A 24,895-nucleotide genomic window follows, 5' to 3' on the forward strand; every position below is an offset into this window, starting at 1 on the left:
CGCATGAAATGTCGCGACTGCGCCGTCGGTCGGCCCACCCCCACGTCACCCATGCTACGATGGTCCCGCGCATTTCACCCGCGGCGAAAGGAACCCCCATGCTTGAATCCGAACGCGACCTGCGCGACGAGCAGGCCCTCGACATCGCCAGAAAGATGCTGGTCGCAGCACGCACGGCCCCCAAGGGCAAGGGCGTCGACATCCTCGAATGCGCCGTCGTCACCGCCGAGCACGCCGAGGAGCTCGCCTGTGAGATGGAGGCCATCGCCGAGGAGCGCGGCCACAAGTTCTTCCTGCGCGACGCGGACAACGTCCGCCAAGCCCAAGCCGTCGTGCTCATCGGCACGCGTCCGCAGCTCATGGGCCTTGACTGCGGACATTGCGGCTACGCCACCTGCGCGGAAAAACCGCAGGCAATCCCCTGCGCGGTCAACTGCATCGACGTGGGCATCGCCATCGGGTCGGCCGTATCGCGCGCCGCCGACATGCGCGTCGACAACCGCGTGCTCTTCTCGGCCGGCCTTGCCGCCGAGCGCCTGGGGCTGCTGGGCGAAGGCGTCGGCCAAGTCTACGCGATTCCCATCTCCATCGGCTCGAAGAGCCCCTTCTTCGACCGCCCGAGCACCCGCCCGCAGGCATAGGACCACGAAAACGTGACAAAAGTGCCCCGGCGACTTTTGTCTGCTGTCAATGGGAGTTATCCACAAATTCTACAATTTTGACCTGCAGAGAGAATAATTTTATTCACAATTTGAAATAAAAAGGGCCGAATTCTCGCAAAAACGACCTCTCTTTTTCGCGAAATCAAGCGCTTGACCTGCGGATATCAAGTTTTCCACAAAATTAATTCTTCGAGACAGTAATAATTTCTATCTGTCAACTTATTTTTCAAATTTTTAGTGATACAATCGGTGTGCGGCAAGATTCTAACCATGAATGACAAAATGTCAGGAAATGGAAGACTGCTCGACTCCTCCATCTCGCGCTGACAGAGCTTCATTCGATGGTTGTTTTCGAACCCGAAAACGGATGAGAGTTCTATAAGGAAAGGGGTGAGGAAAATGAGTGAAGAAAAGACGGCACCGGCGGCATCCGGCAAGCAAGCGGCAAAGATGCTCGGATTCGGTGGCTTCTTCGCCATGACGGCATCGATGGTCATGACCGTGTATGCGTACCCCAACTTCGCATCATCTGGTCTGCATCTGATCTTCTTCCTCATACTGGGTGGTATCTTCTGGTTCCTCCCGGTCGCACTGGTCGCCGCCGAGATGGCGACTGTCAAAGGATGGGAAGACGGTGGCATCTATGCCTGGGTCGGCAACACCCTCGGCAAGCGCTGGGGTTTCGCGGCCCTGTTCTACCAATGGTTCCAGATCACGGTCGGCTTCGTAACCATGGCGTTTTTCGTCCTGGCCGCGATTTCGTACATCGTGGGATGGGACGCGCTCTACAATAATCCGCTCGTCATGTTCATCGGCGTGGCGATTATCGTATGGGTGCTCACGCTCACGCAGCTCGGCGGCACCAAGCTCACCGCCCGCATAGCCAAGATCGGCTTCTTCGGCGGCGTGCTGATTCCCGCCGTCGTCCTTCTGATCGGCCTGGTCGCGTACCTGGCCACGGGCGGCGTCTCACAGCTGCACTTTGACGCGGGCGGCATCGTCCCCGACTTCACGAAGGTGAGCACGCTGGTCATCTTCGCATCGTTCATCCTCGCCTTCGCGGGCGTCGAGGCTTCCGCCTCGCACGTGAACGAGCTGAAGAACCCCGGCAAGATCTACCCGATGGTCATGATCGTGCTCTGCATCCTCACCATCGTGCTCGACACGCTGGGTGGTCTCGCGGTTGCCATGACCATGACCGAGGCGCAGCTCGACGCCAACCTCTCCACCGGCGTCGTCGTGGCGTTCGCCAACATATTCGACGCGCACTTCCACTGCGGATGGCTCGTGTACGTGATCGCGTTCCTGCTGGCCGCAGGCGTCCTTGCCGAGATCTCTTCCTGGATCGTCGGCCCGTCGCGCGCGCTGCTCGAGACCGCGAACGAGGGCATCATCCCGCGTAGCTTCGCCAAGACCAACAAGCACGGCGTCTCCGTCAAGACCGTCGTGGTCCAGGGCGTCATCGTCACCATCTGGGACGCGGTGCTCTGCGGGTCCATGGCACTGGCGGGTGGCTCGGGCTCGTCGATTTCGTACCTCACGGCAGTCGGCCTGACCGTCGTCATCTACCTCGTGGGCTACGTCCTGTTCTTCCTCGCCTACTTCAAGCTGGTGTTCAAGGGCAAGGACCACACTCGCGTGTTCCAGATCTTCGGCGGCACCGCGGGCAAGTGCATCGTCGCCGGCCTCGGTCTCATACTCACAGTCTTCGCGCTGGTCGTGTCGTTCTTCCCGCCGAGCCAGCTCAATGCGTCGTCCGGCACCGTGTACGTCATCACCCTGCTGATCTGCTGGGTCATCTCGGTGGCGATCCCGTTCGTCATCTACGGCCTGCGCAAGCACTGGAACGGTGGCGTCGACCACAAGCCGCCCACGATTGCGAGCAAGAAGACCGCAGCGGCCACGGCAACGGCCGCAGACGCGCCGGCTCCCGTCGGCAAGCACTCCGTCCCCTCGCCCGCTGCCGGCACGCAAGACGCGGCCCCCGCGGACACGCCCCAGAAGGAGTGATGTGTCGACGAACCATACCAAGCACGTAAAGGCACGTAAGTTCGTTCAACGTAGGTACCAAATCCGAAGCGATTCGGATAGTGATTAGGAGGAGATTATCATGACTGTTAAAGACATCGACCTCGTTTCGACCGAGGAACTGGCAGAGATGGACGCCCAGACCTCATACACGTCCCCGATCTTCGGCAGCTATGCCTCGGACGTCGAGATGCCCGAGACCAAGCTCAACAAGATGCCCATCGAACCGCGTATCGCAAGCGAGATGATTCGCGAGTACATCGGCACCGAGGGTAACGCCCACCAGAACCTCTGCACCTTCGTCCAGACCTACATGGAGCCCGAGGCTGCGGAGCTGATGAAGGACACGCTCGAGAAGAACGCCATTGACAAGGACGAATACCCGATGACGGCCGACCTCGAGAACCGCTGCGTGAAGATCATCCAGGACCTGTGGCACGCCGATCAGGACGAGCAGCCCATGGGCACCTCGACCGTCGGCTCGTCCGAGGCCTGCATGCTGGGTGGCCTGGCCGCTCTGTTCCGCTGGAAGGCCCTGGCCAAGAAGGCTGGCATCGACATCTACAGCGATCATCGCCCCAACCTGGTCATCACCTCCGGCTACCAGATCTGCTGGGAGAAGTTCTGCCGCTACTGGGACATCGAGATGCGTCTGGTCCCCATGGACGCCGAGCACCTGTACATGACCCCGGAGTCGTGCATGCCCTTCGTCGATGACCACACCATCTGCGTCGTCGCCCTGCTCGGCATCACCTACACCGGCTGCTACGATGACGTCAAGGGCATCGACGCCGCTCTGACCGAGTACAACAAGACGGCCAAGGTGCCTGTCCGCATCCACGTCGACGGCGCGTCCGGCGCCATGGTCGCCCCGTTCATCGAGCCCGAGCTCGAGTGGGACTTCCGCCTTCCCAACGTCTGGTCCATCTCGACCTCCGGCCATAAGTACGGCCTGGTCTACCCGGGCATCGGCTGGGTCATGTGGCGTTCGAAGGAGGCCTTGCCCGAGGACCTGATCTTCTGGGTCAGCTACCTCGGCGGCGAGGAGGCCACCATGGCCATCAACTTCAGCCGCTCGGCATCGCAGATCATCGGCCAGTACTACGTCTTCATGCGCAATGGCTTCGAGGGCTACAAGGAGATCCAGAAGCGCACCCTGGACGTGGCACGTCACCTGGTCGACGAGATCAAGAAGATCGGCATCTTCGTCATGTACGAGGAGGCCTCCGAGGTCCCCATCCTGTGCTGGAGCCTTGACCCCAAGGCCGGCAAGAAGTGGACGCTGTACGACCTGGACGACCGTCTGCGCATGCATGGCTGGCAGATTCCGGCTTACCCGCTGCCCGAGAACATGCAGGACGTCACGTGCCAGCGCATCGTGGCTCGCGCGGACCTCTCGATGACCATGGCCGACAAGTTCATCAAGGACATGAAGGCAGAGATTAAGAACCTCGACAACGCGAAGGTGATCGGATCGGCCGATACCAATATCGCCCCCAAGAAGTCGTTCGACCACAGCGGCAGGTAAACGGACGGCCCTCGGAAGGGAAACGATATAGTTTTACTTTCCTCCCCCTACTCACGCCCCGCTTAAGCCGCAAAGCAGGGCAACGGCACGGTACCGGCTCTCCATTTCGATGGAGGGCCGGTACTGGTTTATGCGGGACAAATGTGGGACAAGTGGACAGGTCATTTGTCCCGCTTGCTGCCGGTAACTGCAGCAAATGAGACAACGTCTCTGAGTAACTGTCTCAGCGGGCGGCGTCGACGGCGAGGCGGATGCGGTTCTCGCGGTTGAGCGCCGAGGACTCGGGATCGTAGTCAATGACCGTGATGCGCATGTTGGCAAAGCGCTCGTGCAGCTCACGCAGGGCCCCGCGGGCGCTCACGTGCCCCTTGAGGCAGCCAAAGCTCAGAAGGTAGATGACGTCGTGGATGCCCTGCTCGGCGAATGCGGCGAGTTGGTCGAGGTAGCGCACGTCATCGCCCTCGAGAAGCGCGGGGTCGGGCATGACGGGCTCGCATCCGAGCGAATCGAGCACCTCGACGATGCAATCGTTCATGAAGGGCTCGAACACGATGAGCGGGTTGCCGACGATGCCGATGCGGGGGCGAGGATTCGAGTGAGATTTCTCGACTGCGCCGCCTTCGGCGGCTTCGCTCGAAATGACAGAGGGAGCCATGCCTTCGGCGGCTCCGCTCGAAATGACAGTGTCCCATGGCACCCAGACGTACTCGGGCGTGCGACCGCAGGCGCGCTCGACGATACGGGGCACGGCATCGGTCAGGCAGGTCTCGCAGACCTGCGGAAGCTCGACGCGCGTGATACCGGAATCGTCGCGCAGCATGCGGATGACGCGCGCCGCCATCGCGTTGGCGGTGAAGCACACGTCCTTCACGCAGCTACGCCGCGCGCACTCAAGGTCGTTGGCATCGAGAGGTCGTTTGGCGAGATCGGCGAGCAGCGAAGCGGATGAGCCGGCCCCGCTGTCATCTCGACCGGAGCGGCCGCCTGGCCGCGCAACGGAGAGATCTCGGGGCGGAGATTTCTCGACTCCGCTGCCTTCGGCAGCTTCGCTCGAAATGACAGGGGGTGCCGCTTCGTCCGCTTCGGCGGTTCCTCGCATGGCGATGGCCGCGGCAAGCGTGCGCAGGCGGATGCGGATATGCGCGAGATCGCTGATGTCGTCGACCTTGAGCGTCGTGCACGGCTTGCCCGCCGCGTCGAGCACGTCAGCTGCCTCCTCGACCGACACCGCCTCGAACCCGCAGCCAAACGACTGCAGAAACACGGCGTCGAGCTGCGGATGGCCGGCGACGAAGCGCGCGATCCCGACGAGCCGCTTGGCAGGCACCCATGGATACGCGCCATCGAGGTGCGCCTTCGCACGTGATGGGTCGGCCGCCGCGAGACCCGCCACGCCCAGCACCGCAAACCCCAACCGGGCGAGCTCGCGGTCAATGCCGTGCAGTAGCGCCTCGTCCATGTGATACGGACGTCCGGCGAGCACGATGCCGTGACGCGACGGATCCTCGGCAAGCCAGCGCAGGGCACCCTCGGACCGCTCCGCGAGCTCGGCGTTGACCTCCTCCTGGCGCTGCATCGCCATGGAAAACGCCCGGTCGAACTCGCCACGCGTGATGGCGGGCACCTCGTCGCCGGCGAGCTCGTTCATGGCGTCGAACAGCCGCTCCATCGAGGCCTCGTCGCGAACGAATCGCGCGGGACGGTAGTTGGCGAGCTCGGGCGACACGATGGGCGCGAGACCGGCACCGCTTCGGGCCGTCCCGACGTTGGCGGCAAGCGCGCTGGCGTATCCGGTCTGGACCGGGCAATGGTAGTTGCGCGTGAAGCGCGGCATGAAGACGGCATCGCAGCCGCCCTCGCACAGGCTGAAGTAGCGCACGTGCGACGTCTTGGCCGGATAGCACGCGCTCTCGGAAGGCACCGTCTCCCACGCCTCGCTCATGCGGTCGGCCTCGCAACCGGGTCGGGGCAGCATGACGCTGAAGCCGAGCTCGACGAGCAACGTGCGCCAGAAGGGTCGGTACGCGTAGAGCGCCATCGAGTCCATGAGGCCGATGCGCCGCGAACCGCGACTCCCCCGCTGCTCAATGTCGCCAAACGACGCGATCAGGCGCTGCTCGTCGGCAATGACGTTGGGAGGTGGGACTGGGACAGGGGGAGCCACCTCGTTCGCCTCTCCCCATCGGCGCCGCGGCTCGTCGAGGCCGCGTTCGCACTTGTTGTCGCTGACGAAGCAACGCGTCCTCTCGGCATCGAAGCTCACAATCGACAGCTCGCATGCGTTCGCGCAACCCGTGCACGCGACCTTCTCGCGACGAATCTCGAGACACCGAAGCTCGTCGAGGCTGATGAGACCGCTTTTCGCCGTCGTATCCGCACCCACCGCGTCGAGCGCGAAAAGCGCGCAGCCAATCGCTCCCATGAGGTGCGCCTGCGCGGGGCGCACGGCCTCGACGCCGCACAGCAGCTCGAAGGCACGCAGCACGGCGTCCGAGCGGAAGGTTCCGCCCTGGACGACCACGCGCTGCCCGGGCTGCGGGATGCGATCGTCACCGATGATGCGATGCAGGGCGTTCTTGACGACGGAGTACGCGACGCCGGCGGCGATGTCCTCGATCGGCGCACCGGTTTTCTGCGCGTGCTTGACCCGCGAGTTCATGAAGACCGTACACTTGGTGCCCAGGTCGATGGGATGGCGCGCGAGCAGGGCATCATCGGCAAACTGCCACGGCGTCGTCTTGAGCGCGGCGGCCGTGCCCTCGATGAACGCGCCGCATCCGCTCGAGCACGCCTCGTTGAGCGCCGCATCGGTCACCATGCCGTGTCGCACCCACAGTGCCTTCATGTCCTGTCCGCCTATGTCGAGCAGGAAGTCGAGGTCATCGCATAGGTGCCGCGCCGAGCGAAGGTGCGCGGCCGTCTCGACCACCCCCATGTCGACCCCGAATGCGGCGCGCAGCAGCTCCTCGCCGTAACCGGTCGCGCATGCGCGGGCAATCCACGTGCTCGACTTGGCATGGGGCAGGTACGAAGGCGGCTCGATCTTGCGATACAGCTCGTCGAGCGCCTCGCGCAGCGTCTCGATAAGGTCACCGCGAATGGGCTCGTAGACGCTGTAGACGATCTGCGCGTCGGCGTTGAGCGCGACGAGCTTGAGGGTCGTCGAACCCGCATCGATGCCGAGGAACAAGGGGCCCGTCGCTTCGTAAATGCCCTGACGCTCGAACTCGGCTTGCGCATGCCGCGCGCGAAACGCCGCGAGTTCGTCGGCGTCCTCGAACAGCGGCGGCAGAAATGCGAGGTCGCTCTTGAGCTCGCCCATGTCGGCGATGCGCCGCTCGAGCTCTGACGTGTTCATGACGACGGGAGCACACCCCAGCGAACGCGTGTCATCCGAGAGCAGCGCTGCGCCCGTGACGGTGAACAGGTGCGCGTTCTTGGGCTTGACGCCCTCATGCGCCGAAAGCCCGAGCGTCCGACGGAACGCGTGGACGAGATACGGCATGTGCTCGAGCGGACCGCCCAGGAAGACGACGTTGCCGCGGATGGGGCGCCCGCAGGCCAGCCCCGACAGCGTCTGGCGCACGACGGCGTCGAAAACGCTCGCGGCGATGTCGGCCTTGCTCGCGCCGGCGTTGAGCAGCGGGCGCACGTCGGTCTGCGCGAACACGGCACAGCGCGAGGCGATCGGATAGCTGCGGCTCGCGCCAAAGGCCAGCTGGCTCATCTGGCTGCTGCGCATGTCGAGCATGTAGGCGATGGTGTCGATGAATCCGCCGGTTCCACCCGCGCACGTCGCGTTCATGCGCTGCTCGGGGCGCTCGTCGAGGTAGATGATCTTCGCGTCCTCACCGCCGAGCTCGATGACGACATCGGCGTCTGGCTCGAGGCCGCGCACGGCATGGGTCGTGGCGACGACCTCCTGTACGAAGGGAATGCCGAGGACGCGCGCGACCTCGATTGCGGCCGATCCGGTCATGGCGATCGACGCGTCGACGGGGCCGTGGCGCCAGTTGAAGTCGTGAATTGCCTCGCCCAGCGTGCGCGCGATGTTGGCGCGATGGCGCATGTAGGTGTCGTAGACGACGGCGCCCGACTCATCGAGCACGACGAGCTTGAGCGTCTTGGAACCGGCGTCGATGCCGATGCGATACGTCATGGGCGACCTCGGGGCGACGAATGAATGAGACAAATCCAGCCCGGCGGGATTTGTCTCATTATTATACGAGGCGGGAAATAAGGTGTGAGGGCGAAAATGCAGCCCGATGCCGAGCCGTTGCCTTGGAGCAACCAGACAAAAGTCGCCGGGGCACTTTTGTCTTATTTACGGCGCTTCCTCCACCAATGCGAGAGCGCTCCGCAAAGCCAGCCCACGAGGGGAATCGTCAGGAACACCACCCACGCGGGATGCGGCTGCCCGCAGACGAACGCCATGTAGCAGAACCAGCAAATCGCGCCGACCACGTAGAGCGTGCAGAAGAACGCCGCGATGTGCTTGGCACCGAAAAGGCCGCCGAGCGCATAGTAGACGGGAATGGCGGCGATCAGGAACAGACCATAGCCCCATGCGTCGTACACGAGCCCAACTAATATATATGCGATGAGCACCACCAGCGGAAACGGAAATCGGTTCCACGCGCGCAGAAACAACGACCCCTTCTTGCCCGTGCCCATGTACGCGTTCGCATCGGCCAGGTTGTCGAACTCGCGGTCGTTGATGTGGACGCCATCCCAGCCCACGTGCACGTGGTCACCCTTCTTGCCATCGACGACGTTCACACCATCGCGCCAGTTGATGTGGACGTAGTCCTTGCCGTCCTCGACATGGATGCCATCGAAGCCTATATGGGTCGTGCCGTCGCCCTTGCGAGACGTGGCGTCGTCTTCGGCGGCGGCGTCACCATCGGCGTCGTCTTCGCCAGCACCCGCATCGAAACCGGGCTCACCGACAGCGTCCTCTTCCGCATCCTCTCCGCAAGCCGTATCAGCGTCGTTGCGTTCCACGTCCGTATACAGCAGATCGTCGAGCGAGACGTCGTAGAGGCGCGCCAGGGATATGAGGTTGTCCGTGTCGGGCGAAGACTCCGAGCACTCCCACTTGGAGACGGCCTGCCGCGAGACGCCGAGCTTCTCGGCAAGCTCCTCCTGCGTGAGGCCCGCCGCACGACGCCGGTCCGCCAGCCGCTTCGCGATATCTACATCCATGTGCGTCCTTTCTCCTGCAAGCATGATAAGCCATGTCTGTTGGGGAAGTTACGGGAGAGCAGCTGGTTGCGCCAGCGATTCTAGTTGGAACTTCGCGCAATTATCGGTTGCGCGCATGCGTCTGAGCGGGGAAATGCGTGCGTGCTACGCGAAGGGCGAGGAGAGAGATTTCTCGACTGCGCAGCCTTCGGCTGCTTCGCTCGAAATGACAGGAGAGATGTGTGCACATTTGTCACACGACGTTTACAAAAGCCGCGGGGCACCCGTGTTAGAATCACGGCCAATACGCTCGCGATGGAAGGGACGTTCATCATGAAGGCACGGCGAATCATCGTCACGACGCTGGTCACGTTGGCCCTGGGTTGCTGTGTGGTCGGCCTCGGCGCTTGCGCATCGGGAGGCACGCCGAGTAACGGCGCCAACGGCGAAGGCGGAGCCCCCCTCACGGTGGCGGCCATGAAGGGCCCGACGGCCATCGGCATGGCCCATCTCATGCAGGAGCAAGACGCCTTGGCCGATGACGGCAAGAAACCGGCTTACGAATTCACGGTCGCGGCCACGGCCGATGAGCTCGTCCCACGCGTGGCGACTGGCGAATTCGACATCGCCTGCGTGCCCGCCAATCTCGCCGCCAGGCTCTACAAGCAGACCAACGGTGACATCCGCGTCATCGGCATCAACACGCTCGGCGTGCTCTACGGCATCTCCTACGATGGCGCCGTCCAGAACCTCGACAACCTCGCCGGACGCACGGTCTACCTCACCGGCAAGGGCTCGGTTCCGGGCTATACCGTTGAGTATCTGCTGGACAAGTCCGGGCTCTCCGATCGCGTCGCGCTCGAGTACGTCTCCGAGCCTTCCGAGGCGCTCGCCCGTCTCAACGCCGACCACACGACCGTCGCCATCGTGCCCGAACCCTTCGCGACCGCCTCGCTTGCCAAGGATGCCGATCTTGTCCGCGTACTCGACATGACCGCGCTGTGGGATGAGTCCTCCGCGGGCAAGGAGGAGCATGGTCGCTTCGTCACGGGCGTTACCGTGGCGAGAAGCGAGCTCATCGACAACGATCCCGAGAGCCTCGCCCGCTTCATGGACGCGTGGGGCGCCTCGGTGCAAGCGGGACTCGCGAACCCCTCCTCCATCGCCCAGACGCTCGTGGATTTCGGAATATTAGGCAACGCGTCTATCGCTGATGCGGCCGTACCGCGCTGCAACATCGTCTGCATACTCCACGAGCAGATGAAGGAGGACCTCTCGGGCTACTTGCAGGCGCTCTACGAGGCCGAGCCCTCCTCCATCGGCGGCGAACTCCCCGACGACGGCTTCTACTACATAGGCTAGCGGGCTTCCCGTGGGCAACGACCACCAGACGCGCAATCGACGCTCCCCCGCCGCCTTCGCGAAGAGGGCTCTGGCCGTCATCGCCTGGCTCGTCATCTGGCAGCTCATCGCGGCCGCCCTCGGCAATCCCTGGCTGCTCAGCGGCCCGGTCGAGACCGCGCAGACATGGGGTCAGCTCGTGCTCACCGCGAGCTTCTGGCAGGCGGTCGCCTCCTCGATCGCGCGCATCGCGATTGGCTACGGCATCGCCTTCGTCGCCGGCTGCGTCCTGGGATACCTGGCCGCGAAGCTCCCCGGCCTGCGCATCTTCCTCAAACCCGCCATCCTCGTCGTCAAGAGCGCACCGGTCGTCTGCGTCATCGCGCTGCTGCTCGTCGCGGCGGGATCGCACGTGACCACCGCCATCGTGGTCGGACTCGTCGTCTTTCCGCAGTTCTACCATGCGGTCATGGAGGCGTCGCTTTCCCGTGACAGCGAGGTCGACAAGGTCCTGGACGTCTTTGGCGTACCGGCCATGCGGCGGGCGCTGTGCGTGGAACTCGTCGCCTTCGGCACCTCCGTACGAGCCGCGACGGCAACGGCCGCAGGTCTGGCCTGGAAGTCCGGCGTGGCTGCCGAGCTCATCGGCCTGCCGGGCATCTCGATTGGCGAGGGCGTGTACCTGGCGAAGATCTCGTTGGACAGCGCCTCGATCATCGCCTGGACGGCGACGGTCATCGTGCTGAGCTGGCTGTCCGAAAAGCTCCTGGTCAAGCTCGTGGACGCGATCGTGAAACTGCCGAGACGTTGGCTGACCGCACGGGTGCGCACGGCCATGGCCGCAAAGGGCGCCGATGCGCCGGTGGCCACGGCGCCGACGGGCCTGCGCATCGAGGGGCTCGCATGCGTCTACGACACCGAGGGCAGTACTCCCCTGTGTCTGGACTACGAGGACCTGACCATGGCCGCCGGCGCGCGCCTGTGCGTGATGGCGCCATCCGGTGCCGGCAAAACCACCCTGCTGTCCATGGTGGCCGGCATCAAGCGACCCAGCGCGGGCGCCATCGCCCATGATGACGGGCAGACACCGGCCATGGCTACGGTGCTGCAGGACTGCACGCTGCTACCCTGGGCCTCGGCCCTCGAGAACATCGCGCTCGTGGCAAAGGACGTCTCCGAGATACGCCGCGGCGCGCATCTATGCCGCACGATGCTCGACGAGGAGGCGCTGGCCAAGCCGTCACGCGCGCTTTCGGGCGGCATGCGCCGTCGCGCCGAGCTCGCCCGCGCCCTGGCCCATCCCAGCTCGCTCGTCATCCTCGACGAGCCCTTCGCCGGACTTGACGAGGCGACGAAGGAACGCTGCACGCGGGTTATCGACGATGAGCTGGATGGCCGCACCCTCATCATCGCCACGCACGACGAGAAGGACGCACGGGCACTGGGCTGCGACATCGTGAGGCTGTAGGCGCGAGAGGGCCGTCGCGCCAGGGATTCAAACCGACGCGCGTAGCCATCAGCCCGCAAAACGTGGCGCAACAGGCGATGAATGCCCAAAACTGCGCCCTCGTGGCTGCCCGGTGCCAAGTCCTGCGGTCACATGACAGCAAAACGCGGCGCAACGCCGGGGCGCGCAGCCACCCAACCGCAAAACGTGGCACGGCAGGTGATAGCTGCCCAAAATTGTGTCCCCGTGGCCGTCCGGTGCCAAGTCCTGCGGTCACATGACAGCAAAACGCGGCGAGATGCCAATGAGGTGGTGACTCTGAGTTGCTGCCTCGCTTTTCATCCTCGGGGCATGATGACCATGCACACTGTTTACGTTAGATTGAGTGCGCGTTGCGTATGTGCCTAATCCCATCTGCATTGTTAACGTAATCGTTACATTCGTACGCTAGCATTTACGCACTTGTCTATAGCTCCGGGAGGAAGAGCCTTATGACGCTAATGGAAATCGAACGCCCGACGGCAGCGCATGCCGTCATGGAGGATGTGTGCGACACGATCGCGCGCAGGGCGCAGTCCGGATCGGTGGGCACCTGCCCCGTCGAGCTCACGGACGCGTTCGTCAGCCTATCCGCCTCGCAATCTTGCGGCAAGTGCGTCCCCTGCCGCGTGGGACTTGCCCAGATGCGCAACCTCGTGGAGGCCATCCTCGACGGGCGCGCGAACGAGCGCGACATCGACGTGCTCGAACGCACCGCACGTAGCGCCTACCTGAGTGCCGACTGCGCCATCGGCTACGAGGCCGGTGCCATGGTGCTGCGGGCCGTGAAGGGCTTCCGCGACGACTTCGTCTCCCACGCCACGCAGGGTCGTTGCACGGCCGGCGCGCGCAACGCCGTGCCCTGCCGCGCGGCATGCCCCGCGCACGTCGACATTCCCGGCTACGTCGCCCTGGTCCACGCGGGCCGCTACGACGACGCCGTGCGCCTCATCCGCAAGGACAACCCATTCCCGCTTGCCTGCGGCCTCATCTGCGAGCATCCCTGCGAGCTCGCATGCAGACGCGGCGTGGTGGACGACGCCATCAACATCCGCGCCCTCAAGCGCTATGCGGTGGATAACGCGTCCGAAATGTTCGAACTCGACTCCGACGGCACACCCGCCGAGCCCTCGAAGCCCTTCCACTACCCCGCCACCGGCAAGCGCGTCGCCGTCATCGGCGGCGGCCCGGCCGGCCTCACCGCCGCGTACTACCTCGCGCTCATGGGGCACTCCCCCGTCGTGTTCGAGCAGCGCGAGCATCTGGGCGGCATGATGCGCTACGGCATTCCCGCCTATCGCTTCCCGCGTCCCGAGCTCGAGCGCGAGGTCGACTGGATCGTCTCGCAGGGCATCGAGCTGCACATGGGCACGACCGTTCCCAACGACGTGACCCTGGGCGAGCTGCGCCGCGACTTCGACGCCGTCTACATCGCCATCGGAGCGCATAACGAGAAGACGCTCGGCATCGAGGGCGAAAACGCCGAGGGCGTGCTCTCGGCCGTCGAGATGCTGCGTGCCATTGGCGACGGCTTCATGCACGACTTCGCCGGCCAGCGCATCGTCGTCGTGGGTGGCGGCAACGTGGCCATGGACGTGGCCCGCACCTCGCTACGCCTGGGCGCCGAGTCCGTCACCGTGGTCTACCGCCGGCGCATCGAGGACATGACGGCGCAGCGCGAGGAGATCGACGGCGCCATCGCCGAAGGCTGCGAGATCATGGAACTCGCCGCTCCGCTACGCGTCATCGAGAAGGATGGCTGCGTCACGGGCCTCGAGGTCCAGCCCCAGATCATCGGGCAGTTCGACCGCGGACGCCCCAAGCCCATCAAGGCCGACAAACCGCCCCAGACGATCGAATGCGACCGCGTGCTCATGGCCGTGGGCCAGGCCGTCGGCGCGTCCGAGCTGGGAAGCGAGGAGCTGCCGGTCGAATGGGGCAAGGTCGTGACCAGTCCGTTCGGCCAGGTCGAGGGCATGGAAGGCGTGTTCTGCGGAGGCGACTGCGAGAGCGGTCCGGCAACGGTCATCCGCGCCATCGCCGCCGGCAAGGCCGCCGCGCGCAACATCGACGAGTTCCTCGGCTACGACCACGTCATCGAAACCGACGTGGAGGTTCCCGACGCCCGTGCCACCGACCGCATGCCCTGCGGCCGCTCCAACACGACCGAGCGAAGCGCCGAGGCACGCCGCCGCGACTTCGCGATGATGGAACGCGGCCTCACCGACCAGGAAGCTGCCCAAGAGTCCAACCGCTGCCTGCGCTGCGACAAGTTCGGCCTAGGCGCGTTTCGTGGAGGGAGGGAGTTCTCATGGTAAACGTAACGGTCAACGGAACGCCCGTCGCGCTCCCGGAAGGTTCCAAGATCATCGAGGCGGTCTTCGCCTCGGGCAACTACGTGCCCACGCTCTGCGGGCTCGAGGGCATAAGCGACATCGGCGCGTGCCGCGTGTGCGTCGTCGAGGTCGAGGGCATCGAGCGCCTCGTGCCCGCCTGCAACACCGCGCTCGAGGAGGGCATGGTCATCCGCACCGACACCCCGCGCGTGCTCGAGGCACGCCGCGTCAACGTCTCGTTGTTGCTTTCCCAGCATGACGTGCAATGCGCGACCTGCGTGCGCAACGGCAACTGCGTGCTGCAGGACCTCGCGCAGGACCTCAACATCCTCGACGTCCCCTACGAGAAGGAACCGACCTTCACGCCCTGGGACAAGAGCTTCCCGCTCATCCGCGACAGCTCGAAGTGCGTGCGCTGCCTGCGCTGCGTGCAGGTGTGCCACAAGGTGCAGGGCTGCGACGTATGGGACATCAAGAACCGCGCGACGCGCCTGGACGTGGGCGTGCGCGACGGACTGCCCATCGAGGAGGCCGGTTGCACGCTCTGCGGCCAGTGCATCACCCACTGCCCCACCGGTGCGCTGCGTGCCCGCGACGACATCGATGCCGTGCTCGAGGCGCTCGCCGACCCGGACGTGGTATGCGCGGTGCAGGTCGCCCCGGCGGTGCGCACGTCGTGGGGCGAGACGCTCGACCTGCCAGCAGAGCTCGCGACCGAGGGACGCCTGGCGGCCACCTTCCGCGCGCTCGGCTTCGACTACGTCTTCGACACGAACTTCGGCGCCGACATGACGATCATGGAGGAGGGCAGCGAGCTGCTCGAGCGCCTGGATGGCCAGGGCACCATGCCCATGTTCACGTCATGCTGCCCGGGCTGGGTGCGCTACCTCAAGATCAAGCATCCCGACAAGCTCGCCCATCTCTCGAGCGCCAAGTCGCCGCAGCAGATGTTCGGCGCGCTGCTCAAGGAGTACGTCGGTCCCAAGCTCGGCATGGTGCCGCCCAAGGAGGGCACCCACGTGCTCGAAGGCGTACGCGAGGGTGCGGGCCTGGGCATCGGCGTGGACACCAACCCCGTCGGCACCGGCGCCAATGACGACGCATCCGTGGCGGCAGCCGGCGAGACGGGCTTCGCGACGTCGGCGCCGATGGGCACGCGCATCTTCAACGTGTCGTGCATGCCGTGCGTGGCCAAGAAGTACGAGGCCGCCGTCGAGGAGATGGTGCGCGAGACCGAACCCGACGTCGACGCGGTGCTCACCGTGCGCGAGCTCGGCAGGCTCATCCGCCTCATGCACGTCAACATCGCCGCGCTTGACGAGACGTCCTTCGACGACCCGATGAACGAGGGTTCCGGTGCCGCCGTGATCTTCGGCGCAACCGGCGGCGTCATGGAAGCCGCGCTGCGCAGCGCCTACTATCTCGTCAACGGAACCAACCCCGACCCCGATGCCTTCACCGAGGTGCGTGGCCTGGACGGTTGGAAGGAGAAGACCTTCGACCTTGGCGGCAGCGAGGTGCGCATCGCGGTGGCAAGCGGCCTGGCGAATGCCGAGAAGCTCTTGGCGGCCATCGATGCCGGCGAGGTCGAGTACGACTTCGTCGAGGTCATGGCGTGCCCGGGCGGATGCGCCGGCGGAGGCGGACAGCCCATCCACGAGGCACGCGAGATGGCAGGCGAGCGCGGCCGGACGCTCTACGCACTGGACCGCACGCGTCCGACGCGCTTTAGCCACGAGAACCCCAACGTGGCCACGTGCTACGAGGAGTTCCTGGGCGAGCCGCTCTCGCATCTGGCCCACGATCTGCTCCACACCGACCAGGAGCAGTGGACGCTGTAGAGGCTCGGAGCTCTCAAATTACGATTGCGCGCGCAAAAACCGCGGAAGTCTAGGATGCGAATACGCCACGGACGAGCCGCACGCGCAAAAACCACGGAAGTCTAGGATTTGAGCACGGGAATCCTAGACTTCCGTCATATATGCGCTCGGAGCTCCCGCGAATCCTAGACTTTCGCGAAAAGTGCGCATGGCAGGGGCGCGATGACGCGTCGGCGGGTACAATATACAGCGAATTGGCTTACGGGCCGCCTCCGATAGGCGGTGCCTCGTAGAGGCCTCGGGGAATGCGGGTGCAAATCCCGCGCTATACCAGTAACCGTAAGGCGCCGCATGCGTGCGGCCGAAGTCGGACTACCGAGCCATGACCGAAAGCCCTGGATGAAAGAGGTCTATCATGAAACGTCTTTTTGCATGCATTGCCGCCTGCGCGCTCTTCGCCTCGCTGGCACTTGCCGGTTGTGGCTCGAATGCCCCGGCATCGTCGAGCGCGGCGAGCACGCAAGGCTCCTCCGCCGCCGCGGCGGCGAGCCAACAGGCTGACCAGCCCGGTGAGCTCATCGAGACCAAGGCGACGATTACGGATGCCGACGGAAACACCACGAGCTACACCGTCCAGATACCGGCAGCCGATGCGACGGCGCTTGCCGTGCTCGAGGCAACCGATGCCGAAGTCGCCACCGAGAACAGCCAGTACGGCACGTACATCACCGCCATCAACGGCATCGCGGCCGAGGGCAATTCGGGTTGGGTCTACACGGTCAACGGCGAGCAGGTCATGGAAGCCGTCGACGTCTGTCCCGTGGCAGCCGGTGATACCGTGGAGTTCTCCTTCATCACGATGTAGCGCACGCGCATGCGCCCCGATGCCTTCTCGACACATCATCCTGCGGTGACGCTCACCTTCTTCGTGGGCGTCATCGTGTTGTGCGTGCTCGTGCAGCAACCCGTCGTGCAAGCGGCGGGCCTCATGGGTGCGGTGCTCTACTACCTGTGTCTGCGCGGGCGCGATGCCTGGCGCCTGCTTGCGGCGATGGCATTGGCGCTCGTCGTGCTTGCCACGATCAACCCCCTCTTCAACACGCTTGGCGACACCGCGCTCTTCACGTACCTGGGCGCACGCCCCTACACGCTCGAGGCGCTCGCCTACGGTGCGTCGACCGCGACCATGTTCGTGAGCGTCATGCTGTGGTTTGCCTGCTATGCGCAGGTGATGAGCACGGACAAGTTCACGTACCTCTTTGGCCGCCGGGCACCAGCGCTCACGCTCGTGCTGACGATGACGCTACGCCTCGTGCCGAGTTACGGACGCAAGGCCCGACAGATTTCGACAGCGCGGCGCTGCGTCGGCCTGTCGATGACGCAGGGCAGCGTACGCGAACGTGCGCGGGATGGGGCTTCGCTGCTCTCGGCGCTCACGAGCTGGGCGCTCGAGGGTGCCGTGACCACGGCCGACTCGATGCGTTCGCGCGGTTACGGCGCGCGGACTAGCGGCGACTCATCGACTCCGGGGCGCTACCTGCAATGCCGCTTCCGCATGCGCGATGCGCTGTTGCTCGCCCTCATGGTCGCGTGCGTTATCGTCACCTGCATCGCCCTCGCGAGCGGCGCGCTTGCCGTGAGCTACGTGCCCGCCATCGACATCCCCACGCTCTCGCCGCTTGGCATCGGCGCGCTCGTGGCGTGTACGGTGCTCGTGCTCGTGCCATCTGCCATCGATGCGAAGGAGGCGATTGCATGGCGCTCTTCGCTCTCGAACATCTGAGCTTCAGCTATCCCGATGCCACGGTGCCCGCACTCGACGAGCTTAGCCTCGAGGTCGAGCGCGGCGAGTACCTCTGCGTCTGCGGCAAGAGCGGTTGCGGCAAGACGACGTTCCTGCGCCAGCTCAAGAGCGTGCTCGCCCCCTTCGGACAGCGTTCGGGCGCCATCTTGCTCGATGGCGTTTCCCTGGACGAGGTGCCGCTTGAGACCCAGGCCCGGCGCATCGGCTTCGTCATGCAGGACCCGGATGCGCAGATCGTGACCGACAAGGTATGGCACGAGCTCGCCTTCGGACTGGAAAGCATCGGTTGCCCTTCGCCGGTGCTCCGCCTGCGCGTGGCGGAGATGGCAAGCTACTTCGGCATATCCGACTGGTTCGACCGCGACGTCTCCGAGCTCTCCGGCGGGCAGAAGCAACTCCTCAACCTGGCCGGCGTGATGGCCATGCAGCCTGACGTGCTCGTCTGCGACGAGCCGACAAGCCAGCTCGACCCCATCGCGACGGCGAGCTTCCTCGACACGCTGCGTCGACTCAATCGCGAGCTCGGCGTGACCGTCATCATCAGCGAACATCGCCTCGAGGATGTCTTCGCGCAGGCCGACCGCGCGCTCGTTCTCGACGAGGGGCGCATGATGGCTTATGGCACGCCGCGCGAAGTGGCGGCCCGCCTATACGCGACGGACGATGACATGACGCGTGCGTTGCCTTCGCCAGTGCGCGTGTTCTATGGGGTGGGACAAGGGGACAGGTCATTTGTCCCACTGGAATCCAGTGGGACAAATGACCTGTCCCCTTGTCCCACCCGATGCCCGCTCACGGTACGCGAGGGACGCACGTGGCTTGTCGAACGCGTGCTCGCCAAACCGCCCGCACGCGTGAACATCCCCGACAGCAACGACGACATGGACGCGCGCAAACCCGTCGTGGAACTCCGCGACCTGTGGTTTCGTTACGAGCGACAGGCACCCGACGTACTGCGCGGCCTGGACCTGCGCGTGCCGCAAGCCACGCTCTTCGCGCTCGTGGGCGGCAACGGCAGCGGCAAGTCGACACTGCTCAGGTGCCTTTGCGGCGTACAGCGTCCCTATCGCGGCAAGATGCGCGTGCTCGGCCACAAGCGAGGGTCGGACAAAGGCACCGGGCGGCTCCGGGAGGGCGTCGCCATGCTGCCCCAGGACCCGGCCAACCTCTTCTCGAAGAACAGCGTGCACGAGGAGCTCGCCGAGATGCTCGCAGCTCAGGGGCTTGATGCGAGCGAAAACGCACGGCGCTGCGCGGCCATGGCGCACGATTGCGGCATCGAAAGGCTACTCGATGCACACCCCCGCGATCTGTCCGGCGGCGAGCAGCAACGCGTGGCACTCGCCAAGGTGCTCCTGACCGAGCCGCGTCTGCTCCTGCTCGACGAGCCGACCAAGGGCATCGACGCCTTCTTCAAGCACGAGCTCGCCGTATTGCTGCATCGCCTAACCGAGCGCGATGTCTCCATCATCATGGTCTCGCACGACATCGAGTTCTGCGCGCGTTATGCGGACTTCGTCGGCCTGCTTTTCGACGGCAGCGTCGTGACCACGGCAACCCCGCGCCGTCTCTTCTCGGACAGCGGGTTTTACACGACGGCTGCCAATCGCATGAGCCGCAGCGTGTTTGCCGGCGCCATCACGGACGAGGACGTGATCGAGCTGTGTCTGAGCTAAACGGGAAGCGAAATAGGCAAGCAGCTGCCCGTCGGCGCATGGCCCTCGCATGGACCCTGTCGCTTGCGTGCGCAGTCGCGAGCGTCGTTATCAGCGCGCTCGTAGGCGGCAAGGCGTACGTAATCGCGAGCGTCATCGTGGTGCTTTGCACCATCGTCCCCTTCTTCGCGATCTTCGAGGCGCGGCGCCCCCAGGCGCGCGAGCTCGTCATGCTCGCGGTCATGTGTGCCCTGGCGGTGGCGGCACGCGCGGCCTTCATCTGGCTGCCGGGCTTCAAGCCAATGGCGGCCATCATCATGATCGCGGGTATCGCCTTCGGGCCGTCATCAGGCTTTCTGGTCGGTTCGCTTGCGGCGCTCACGAGCAACTTCATCTTCGGTCAAGGCCCCTGGACGCCCTGGCAGATGCTCGCCTTCGGGCTCTGCGGCCTCGTCTTCGGAGCGCTCGCCCAACGCGGCCTGATACGCCGCGAGAAGCTGAGCGTGCGGGCCCGCGTGGGGGTGGCCGCAAGCGGCGCCGTCTTCGTCGTGCTCGTCGCGGGGCCCATCCTCGACACGAGCTCACTTTTCTTCATGCTCTCGCGCATCACGCCCGAAGCCATCATCGCCGTCTATCTCGCCGGCTTCCCGATGAACTGCATCCAGGCGGCCGCGACATTCGTCACGCTGTTGCTCGTGGCAAACCCCCTGCTCGACAAGCTCACCCGCGTGCAACGCAAGTACGGTATGCTCGTGCGCTGAGCCTCATACTCGCCGTTCAGGTGCTCATACCTGGGTACTGAAATTGGAGAATCCCCACTACGAAACGCGCAAACTCGGTCGCGCCCATTTATAGGACGAGTAAAATATTCACGTGGACAGATAAGTCTGCACATGCACATCGTGAGGGAATGGAGTCCATCATGGTTGAGTTTGAGAAAGATCCCGATATCAGCACGGAGGAAGGCTACGGGACCGAGGACATCGATGTCATCGACACCGAAGTCGAGCTCGAGGAAGATCCGGATGTCAGAACGGAGGAAGGCTACGGCAACATCGACCCGAACCGGGATACGGGTATGCCAGCCTAGGCGCTAGAAGCCCATCACGACGATACACATTCGAGGGGACGGCCTTCCCGTAACATGGGAGGGCCGTCCCCTTTTCTTGGATTGGGACAGATAAATAGCTTATTTGTCCTATTTTTTTTGTGGGCAGAAAGTCTAATTCGTGATAGTATGCATGGACATTCAATCTAATTTGAATAACGATAGATTAGTCGAAGTATTTTTGGATTAGTTGTCTATTTTAGGAGCGAACGTGGCACGACCGCCGAAGAATGCAGAAGGACCGAGCGCAACCGAACGCATGGAGCTCGCATTCTGGGATTGCATGAAGGAAATGCCCTTCAGCGAAATTACGGTACGTGACATCGTGAGCCGCGCCAAGGTCAATCGTAACTCCTACTACTACCACTACGACAGCATGTGGGATCTCGCCCAGGCAAGTGTCGAACACGCGGATTTCGCGGCTGTGGCACGCATGCTCCTCGAAGGCTTCGTCGCCGATGAAGCCGCTGATGCAGACGACGTCGCAGCTCAAGCGCAGAAAGGCTTCGATCATCTACGCGTGCTGGCGAGCGAAAACGGCAACCAGCGTCTACTCGAGGATGCCAAGCGCTCCGTCGTGAACGAGTGGCTCGCCCTCTTCAAGTTGCGCGAAGACAGGCTCCCGAGCGAGACGCGCTCCTCCATCGACTTCGTGTTCGGTGGGGTCGCGGCCTTGCTAGCAGGCGGCCGACCAGGGGATTTGGACACATTCGAGACAACGATCGAGAGCTCTCCCCTCCTCACGAACACCATCGCGATGCTGCGCAGTGACCTCGACCCTGAGGAGCCTGCACAAAGCTCCTGGTCACAGAGCTTGTACACGAAGATGACCGAGGAACGGGTCGTCGTCGAACGTACGGTCGAGGAATTCGTCGTCAGAGAGGAAGAGGTCGAGGAAATCCTCGCAGAGGCAAAGAACGCCCCGGTCAATGGGGTGCTAGCACCTTCTGAGGACATCCGTCTGGAAAGCGATTCCGCGACATCCGAGCCCATTATCGAAGAGCGTGTCACGTCCACAAACCTCACCGGAAGCGAAATGGCCACTTCTTGGGATGAGAACGAGACGGCTCATAGTACCCCCGAAGTAGCAGAAGAACAGGAATCGGCAGATCTTTTGAGCGAGGATGCCACCATTCCGGAAACAACAGGTACACAAATTGAGCAGGAGCCTGCCAATATTTCTGCTCATACAAGCGAAATAGAGGAAACGGTCGAAGAGGGGATTGTTTCCGAGACCATAATCGAGGCTCACGAAGGCTTTAGTCTGGTATCTGAGCAGGTACCAGAGAATGACATACAAACGCAGCAAGAAACGGAGCACGCAAATGAGGCAATATCAGAGCAGGAACCTGTCAATGAAACGCAATCTCAAGATGATTACGTACCAACGCAGGACCTCAATGATGTTTCTGCAAATGAAGCGGAGCAAGAAAGCGAACCGACCGTCAATCTAGAACAGGAGGCTGCAGAGAATCATGAATCCGAAGCCCTCCCCGCGCGGGAAACCGCGGACGTCTCAGAAGCTGAAAGGGTTTCTGAACGAGATGCAGAAGGCCTGGGAAGCCACGAAGCCACAGACACCGATGTATCTGAACTCTCAGACGGATCCGCGTCTGACTCGCTTGATGAACAAGCGGTACCCGTCAAATCAGCTGACAATGAGCAATCAACGTCGCAAACCAAGTCCCCTACTGAACCTGAGGTAAGGTCTGAGGAACCGAGTGACTCGAACGAGGAAGACCAGCTCTCCTTCGATTTTCTCTTCTAGAGAAACTTATGCAATATATTTCCTATATGTTGCATACTGCACATGCGAAATGCCTATGACCTTGGGATAATATATAGGCAATATACTGCTTTTCTAATCAATCACAGCTCCGTGACATAGTTGCTGTGACAGATCTTCTCCCCGCGCGGCCTCAGCGCCGCATACGTCCGCCAGAACAAGAGCACTGGCAACATAATCTTCCTTTCTCGAAACCAGAGGGATCCGCTCTCATGTGCCCCTATGCCAAACATGCGGACTTTCCACTTATATAAGCGGGTACCCATTTGATTTACCGACGCTCAAAGCGATTTGCTTACCAGTCGACCCTACGATAATTATCCTGTACCTGTTATTCAAACAAAACGAAGCGAGAATATAACCGCACGCATCAGCTGACAAAACGAACGGAAGTCACGCGAAGTCACCGGCGTACAAAGCAAAGGCGTCGGCAAAGACTTTACGCAAGCTGTGCTGTCCCATTGTCATAATGCCACCCATCCTGTCGAAAAAGTAAGGGGTGCCAGATAATTCTGACACCCCTTCCGCGCGCTCTGATGACGCAGACGCTTATTGACAGTACATGCGTTTATCGGAATTTGCGAAGACGGCAACGATGATGAGCAAGACCGCTACGATGACGCTTCCGCCAAGGAAACTTAGAATGGTACCGGCTATAGCCCAACCCATGACGAGCCCGAGCTTGGGCGGATTGGCGGCATGCATCACGCCGAGGATGCCTGCAATAAGTCCACCGACGCAGCAAATGAGCAGCCAAACCGACAGGCCCCCGCCAAGCAACATCATGATGGCACTGACAAAGAATGCATCATCAGGATCGATATCGTTAAAGTACATCGAGGTGCCATCGTACTCATAGCGCATGTCATTCATGAGCTCCGGACCATCATTCATGATGATCGCACTGAGCACGCCCGAAAACACCATGAGGAGAACAGCGGCGAGTATGCCCAGGGCAGACAAAATGATGACGGCGATGCTCAGACCCTTGATTGAACTGGCGTGAGCGTTTTTCATATACATCTCCTTCAATAACTAGACTATATATCTAATACGTGTGCTGCTTCTATATATATGTGCAGTCCACTTACACGTTGAACTTGAAGTGCATGACGTCGCCATCCTGCACAACGTATTCCTTGCCTTCCTGGCGCAATTTGCCGGCAGCACGGCAACCAGCCTCTCCCCCAAGCTCGACGTAATCGTCATAACTACAGGTCTCAGCCTTGATAAAACCACGCTCAAAGTCCGTATGGATGACGCCAGCAGCCTGCGGAGCCTTGGCACCGATGGGAATAGTCCAGGCCTTGACCTCCATCTCGCCTGCGGTGAAGAAGGACTGCAGACCCAGCAGGCGATAAGCCGCCTTGGCCAGACGCGAAAGACCCGGCTCTTCTAGCCCCATATCGGCAAGAAACTCGGCTTTCTCATCCGCATCAAGCTCGGCAAGCTCCGCTTCAACCTGCGCGCAAATGGGCAGTGGCTTGATGCCGTCGATCTCGTCAAGGTCTGCATTGACCATATCTTCGTCAACATTGGCCAAGTAAAGAACAGGTTTCATGGTCAAAAGGTGCAAATCGTACAGGAGGGATTTTTCCTCGTCAGTCATGTCCAGGAGACGCGCAGGATGTCCCTCGTTGAGCCATTCTTCCACGCGTTTTGCCATCTCGTACTTGGGAAGGTTCGCCTTGTCGCGTTTGGCCTCTTTTTCGAGTCGCACGAGTGCCTTCTCGAGTGTGGCCAGATCAGCCAAGACCAGCTCAGTGCGTATGGTCTCAATGTCGGATGTCGGATCCTGGCTACTCTCATGTCGTATGACATCAGGGTCGCTGAAATAGCGGACAACCTCACAAATTGCGTCAGTTTCGCGGATATTGGCCAAGAATTGATTGCCCAGTCCCTCGCCCTCGCTCGCACCCTTCACGAGCCCCGCGATATCGACAAATTCGACCGTCGCCGGGACGATGCGTCCGGGATGGGCGATCTCGGCCAACTTCTCGAGACGCTCATCGGGTACGGGAACGATGCCTACATTAGGATCGATGGTTGCGAAGGGATAATTGGCCGCGAGACCGGTCTGATCGGTCAAAGCCGTAAATAACGTGGACTTTCCTACGTTGGGAAGCCCAACGATGCCAATTGAGAGGGCCATGCTTG

The 24,895-nt window shown here is 62.7% G+C and carries 17 protein-coding genes, 1 pseudogene and 1 riboswitch; of the genes and pseudogenes, 14 read left to right on the forward strand and 4 right to left on the reverse strand.

Annotated features, from left to right (window positions below; genetic code table 11):
* Positions 1-98: 98 nt before the first annotated feature.
* The 3 genes from OIM11_07160 to OIM11_07170 all read left to right on the forward strand — a co-directional run bounded on the left by OIM11_07160 (position 99) and on the right by OIM11_07170 (position 4,218).
* Positions 99-641 carry a DUF2148 domain-containing protein gene (locus OIM11_07160; protein ID HJJ00905.1) on the forward strand — a complete coding sequence of 181 codons (543 nt, stop codon included), beginning with the start codon at positions 99-101 and terminating at the stop codon, positions 639-641.
* A gap of 420 nt (positions 642-1,061) precedes the next feature.
* Positions 1,062-2,672 carry an amino acid permease gene (locus OIM11_07165; GenBank protein HJJ00906.1) on the forward strand — a complete coding sequence of 537 codons (1,611 nt, stop codon included), beginning with the start codon at positions 1,062-1,064 and terminating at the stop codon, positions 2,670-2,672.
* Positions 2,673-2,772: 100 nt separating this feature from the next.
* A complete protein-coding gene (locus OIM11_07170) occupies positions 2,773-4,218 on the forward strand; it encodes a glutamate decarboxylase (GenBank protein ID HJJ00907.1) in 1,446 nt (481 codons plus the stop codon).
* A 223-nt stretch (positions 4,219-4,441) separates the two neighbouring features.
* On the opposite strand, the gene OIM11_07175 is transcribed toward OIM11_07170, so the two are convergent.
* Positions 4,442-8,377, reverse strand: coding sequence for an acyl-CoA dehydratase activase-related protein (locus tag OIM11_07175; GenBank protein ID HJJ00908.1), 3,936 nt, complete (start codon positions 8,375-8,377; stop codon positions 4,442-4,444).
* Between the two features lie 161 nt (positions 8,378-8,538).
* Positions 8,539-9,423, reverse strand: a complete 885-nt coding sequence (locus tag OIM11_07180) for a helix-turn-helix domain-containing protein (GenBank protein HJJ00909.1) — start codon at positions 9,421-9,423, stop codon at positions 8,539-8,541.
* Positions 9,424-9,735: 312 nt separating this feature from the next.
* Here OIM11_07180 and OIM11_07185 point away from each other — a divergent pair, with 312 nt between their 5' ends.
* The 11 genes and pseudogenes from OIM11_07185 (at position 9,736) to OIM11_07235 (ending at position 22,720) form a co-directional block, all read left to right on the forward strand.
* Complete coding sequence (locus OIM11_07185; protein ID HJJ00910.1) at positions 9,736-10,764, forward strand: ABC transporter substrate-binding protein; 1,029 nt, start codon at positions 9,736-9,738, stop codon at positions 10,762-10,764.
* 10 nt (positions 10,765-10,774) lie between these two features.
* Positions 10,775-12,211, forward strand: coding sequence for an ATP-binding cassette domain-containing protein (locus tag OIM11_07190; GenBank protein HJJ00911.1), 1,437 nt, complete (start codon positions 10,775-10,777; stop codon positions 12,209-12,211).
* A 470-nt stretch (positions 12,212-12,681) separates the two neighbouring features.
* Positions 12,682-14,547, forward strand: a complete 1,866-nt coding sequence (locus OIM11_07195) for an NAD(P)-binding protein (GenBank protein ID HJJ00912.1) — start codon at positions 12,682-12,684, stop codon at positions 14,545-14,547.
* A pseudogene (locus OIM11_07200) lies at positions 14,541-16,196 on the forward strand (2Fe-2S iron-sulfur cluster-binding protein). Before OIM11_07195 ends, OIM11_07200 begins: the two are co-directional and overlap by 7 nt.
* Before the next feature lie 39 nt (positions 16,197-16,235).
* Positions 16,236-16,406: an iron hydrogenase small subunit gene (locus OIM11_07205; GenBank protein ID HJJ00913.1), complete on the forward strand. Its 171-nt coding sequence runs from the start codon at positions 16,236-16,238 to the stop codon at positions 16,404-16,406.
* A 266-nt stretch (positions 16,407-16,672) separates the two neighbouring features.
* Positions 16,673-16,808: riboswitch (adenosylcobalamin-variant (AdoCbl-variant) riboswitch) on the forward strand.
* On the forward strand, positions 16,801-17,250 hold the full coding sequence (locus OIM11_07210) for a DUF4430 domain-containing protein (protein HJJ00914.1): 450 nt from the start codon (positions 16,801-16,803) through the stop codon (positions 17,248-17,250). Its footprint overlaps the riboswitch before it by 8 nt.
* Positions 17,251-17,259: 9 nt before the next feature.
* A complete protein-coding gene (locus tag OIM11_07215; GenBank protein ID HJJ00915.1) occupies positions 17,260-18,168 on the forward strand; it encodes an energy-coupling factor transporter transmembrane protein EcfT in 909 nt (302 codons plus the stop codon).
* Complete coding sequence (locus OIM11_07220) at positions 18,141-19,865, forward strand: ATP-binding cassette domain-containing protein (protein HJJ00916.1); 1,725 nt, start codon at positions 18,141-18,143, stop codon at positions 19,863-19,865. Before OIM11_07215 ends, OIM11_07220 begins: the two co-directional genes overlap by 28 nt.
* A gap of 38 nt (positions 19,866-19,903) precedes the next feature.
* Positions 19,904-20,605, forward strand: a complete 702-nt coding sequence (locus tag OIM11_07225) for an ECF transporter S component (GenBank protein ID HJJ00917.1) — start codon at positions 19,904-19,906, stop codon at positions 20,603-20,605.
* 161 nt (positions 20,606-20,766) lie between these two features.
* Entirely contained in the window at positions 20,767-20,934 is a 168-nt protein-coding gene (locus OIM11_07230; GenBank protein HJJ00918.1) for a hypothetical protein, read from the forward strand.
* A 229-nt stretch (positions 20,935-21,163) separates the two neighbouring features.
* The gene (locus tag OIM11_07235; protein ID HJJ00919.1) at positions 21,164-22,720 is read left to right on the forward strand and encodes a hypothetical protein; all 1,557 of its coding nucleotides are present in this window, start codon (positions 21,164-21,166) and stop codon (positions 22,718-22,720) included.
* Positions 22,721-23,287: 567 nt separating this feature from the next.
* Here the strand turns inward: OIM11_07235 and OIM11_07240 are convergent.
* Positions 23,288-23,755, reverse strand: a complete 468-nt coding sequence (locus OIM11_07240) for a hypothetical protein (GenBank protein ID HJJ00920.1) — start codon at positions 23,753-23,755, stop codon at positions 23,288-23,290.
* Positions 23,756-23,825: 70 nt separating this feature from the next.
* A complete protein-coding gene (gene ychF / locus OIM11_07245; protein HJJ00921.1) occupies positions 23,826-24,890 on the reverse strand; it encodes a redox-regulated ATPase YchF in 1,065 nt (354 codons plus the stop codon).
* Positions 24,891-24,895: the final 5 nt, after the last annotated feature.

It is taken from the genome of Coriobacteriaceae bacterium (assembly GCA_025992705.1).
GTDB lineage: Bacteria > Actinomycetota > Coriobacteriia > Coriobacteriales > QAMH01 > QAMH01.

Excerpts from the sequence above, each read along its gene's own strand:
- OIM11_07160 (HJJ00905.1), top strand. The coding sequence starts at position 99 with ATGCTTGAATCCGAACGCGACCTGCGCGACGAGCAGGCCCTCGACATC.
- OIM11_07165 (HJJ00906.1), top strand. The coding sequence starts at position 1,062 with ATGAGTGAAGAAAAGACGGCACCGGCGGCATCCGGCAAGCAAGCGGCA.
- OIM11_07170 (HJJ00907.1), top strand. The coding sequence starts at position 2,773 with ATGACTGTTAAAGACATCGACCTCGTTTCGACCGAGGAACTGGCAGAG.
- OIM11_07175 (HJJ00908.1), bottom strand. The coding sequence starts at position 8,377 with ATGACGTATCGCATCGGCATCGACGCCGGTTCCAAGACGCTCAAGCTC.
- OIM11_07180 (HJJ00909.1), bottom strand. The coding sequence starts at position 9,423 with ATGGATGTAGATATCGCGAAGCGGCTGGCGGACCGGCGTCGTGCGGCG.
- OIM11_07185 (HJJ00910.1), top strand. The coding sequence starts at position 9,736 with ATGAAGGCACGGCGAATCATCGTCACGACGCTGGTCACGTTGGCCCTG.
- OIM11_07195 (HJJ00912.1), top strand. The coding sequence starts at position 12,682 with ATGACGCTAATGGAAATCGAACGCCCGACGGCAGCGCATGCCGTCATG.
- OIM11_07205 (HJJ00913.1), top strand. The coding sequence starts at position 16,236 with ATGGCAGGCGAGCGCGGCCGGACGCTCTACGCACTGGACCGCACGCGT.
- OIM11_07210 (HJJ00914.1), top strand. The coding sequence starts at position 16,801 with ATGAAACGTCTTTTTGCATGCATTGCCGCCTGCGCGCTCTTCGCCTCG.
- OIM11_07215 (HJJ00915.1), top strand. The coding sequence starts at position 17,260 with ATGCGCCCCGATGCCTTCTCGACACATCATCCTGCGGTGACGCTCACC.
- OIM11_07220 (HJJ00916.1), top strand. The coding sequence starts at position 18,141 with ATGGCGCTCTTCGCTCTCGAACATCTGAGCTTCAGCTATCCCGATGCC.
- OIM11_07225 (HJJ00917.1), top strand. The coding sequence starts at position 19,904 with ATGGCCCTCGCATGGACCCTGTCGCTTGCGTGCGCAGTCGCGAGCGTC.
- OIM11_07230 (HJJ00918.1), top strand. The coding sequence starts at position 20,767 with ATGGTTGAGTTTGAGAAAGATCCCGATATCAGCACGGAGGAAGGCTAC.
- OIM11_07240 (HJJ00920.1), bottom strand. The coding sequence starts at position 23,755 with ATGAAAAACGCTCACGCCAGTTCAATCAAGGGTCTGAGCATCGCCGTC.
- ychF (HJJ00921.1), bottom strand. The coding sequence starts at position 24,890 with ATGGCCCTCTCAATTGGCATCGTTGGGCTTCCCAACGTAGGAAAGTCC.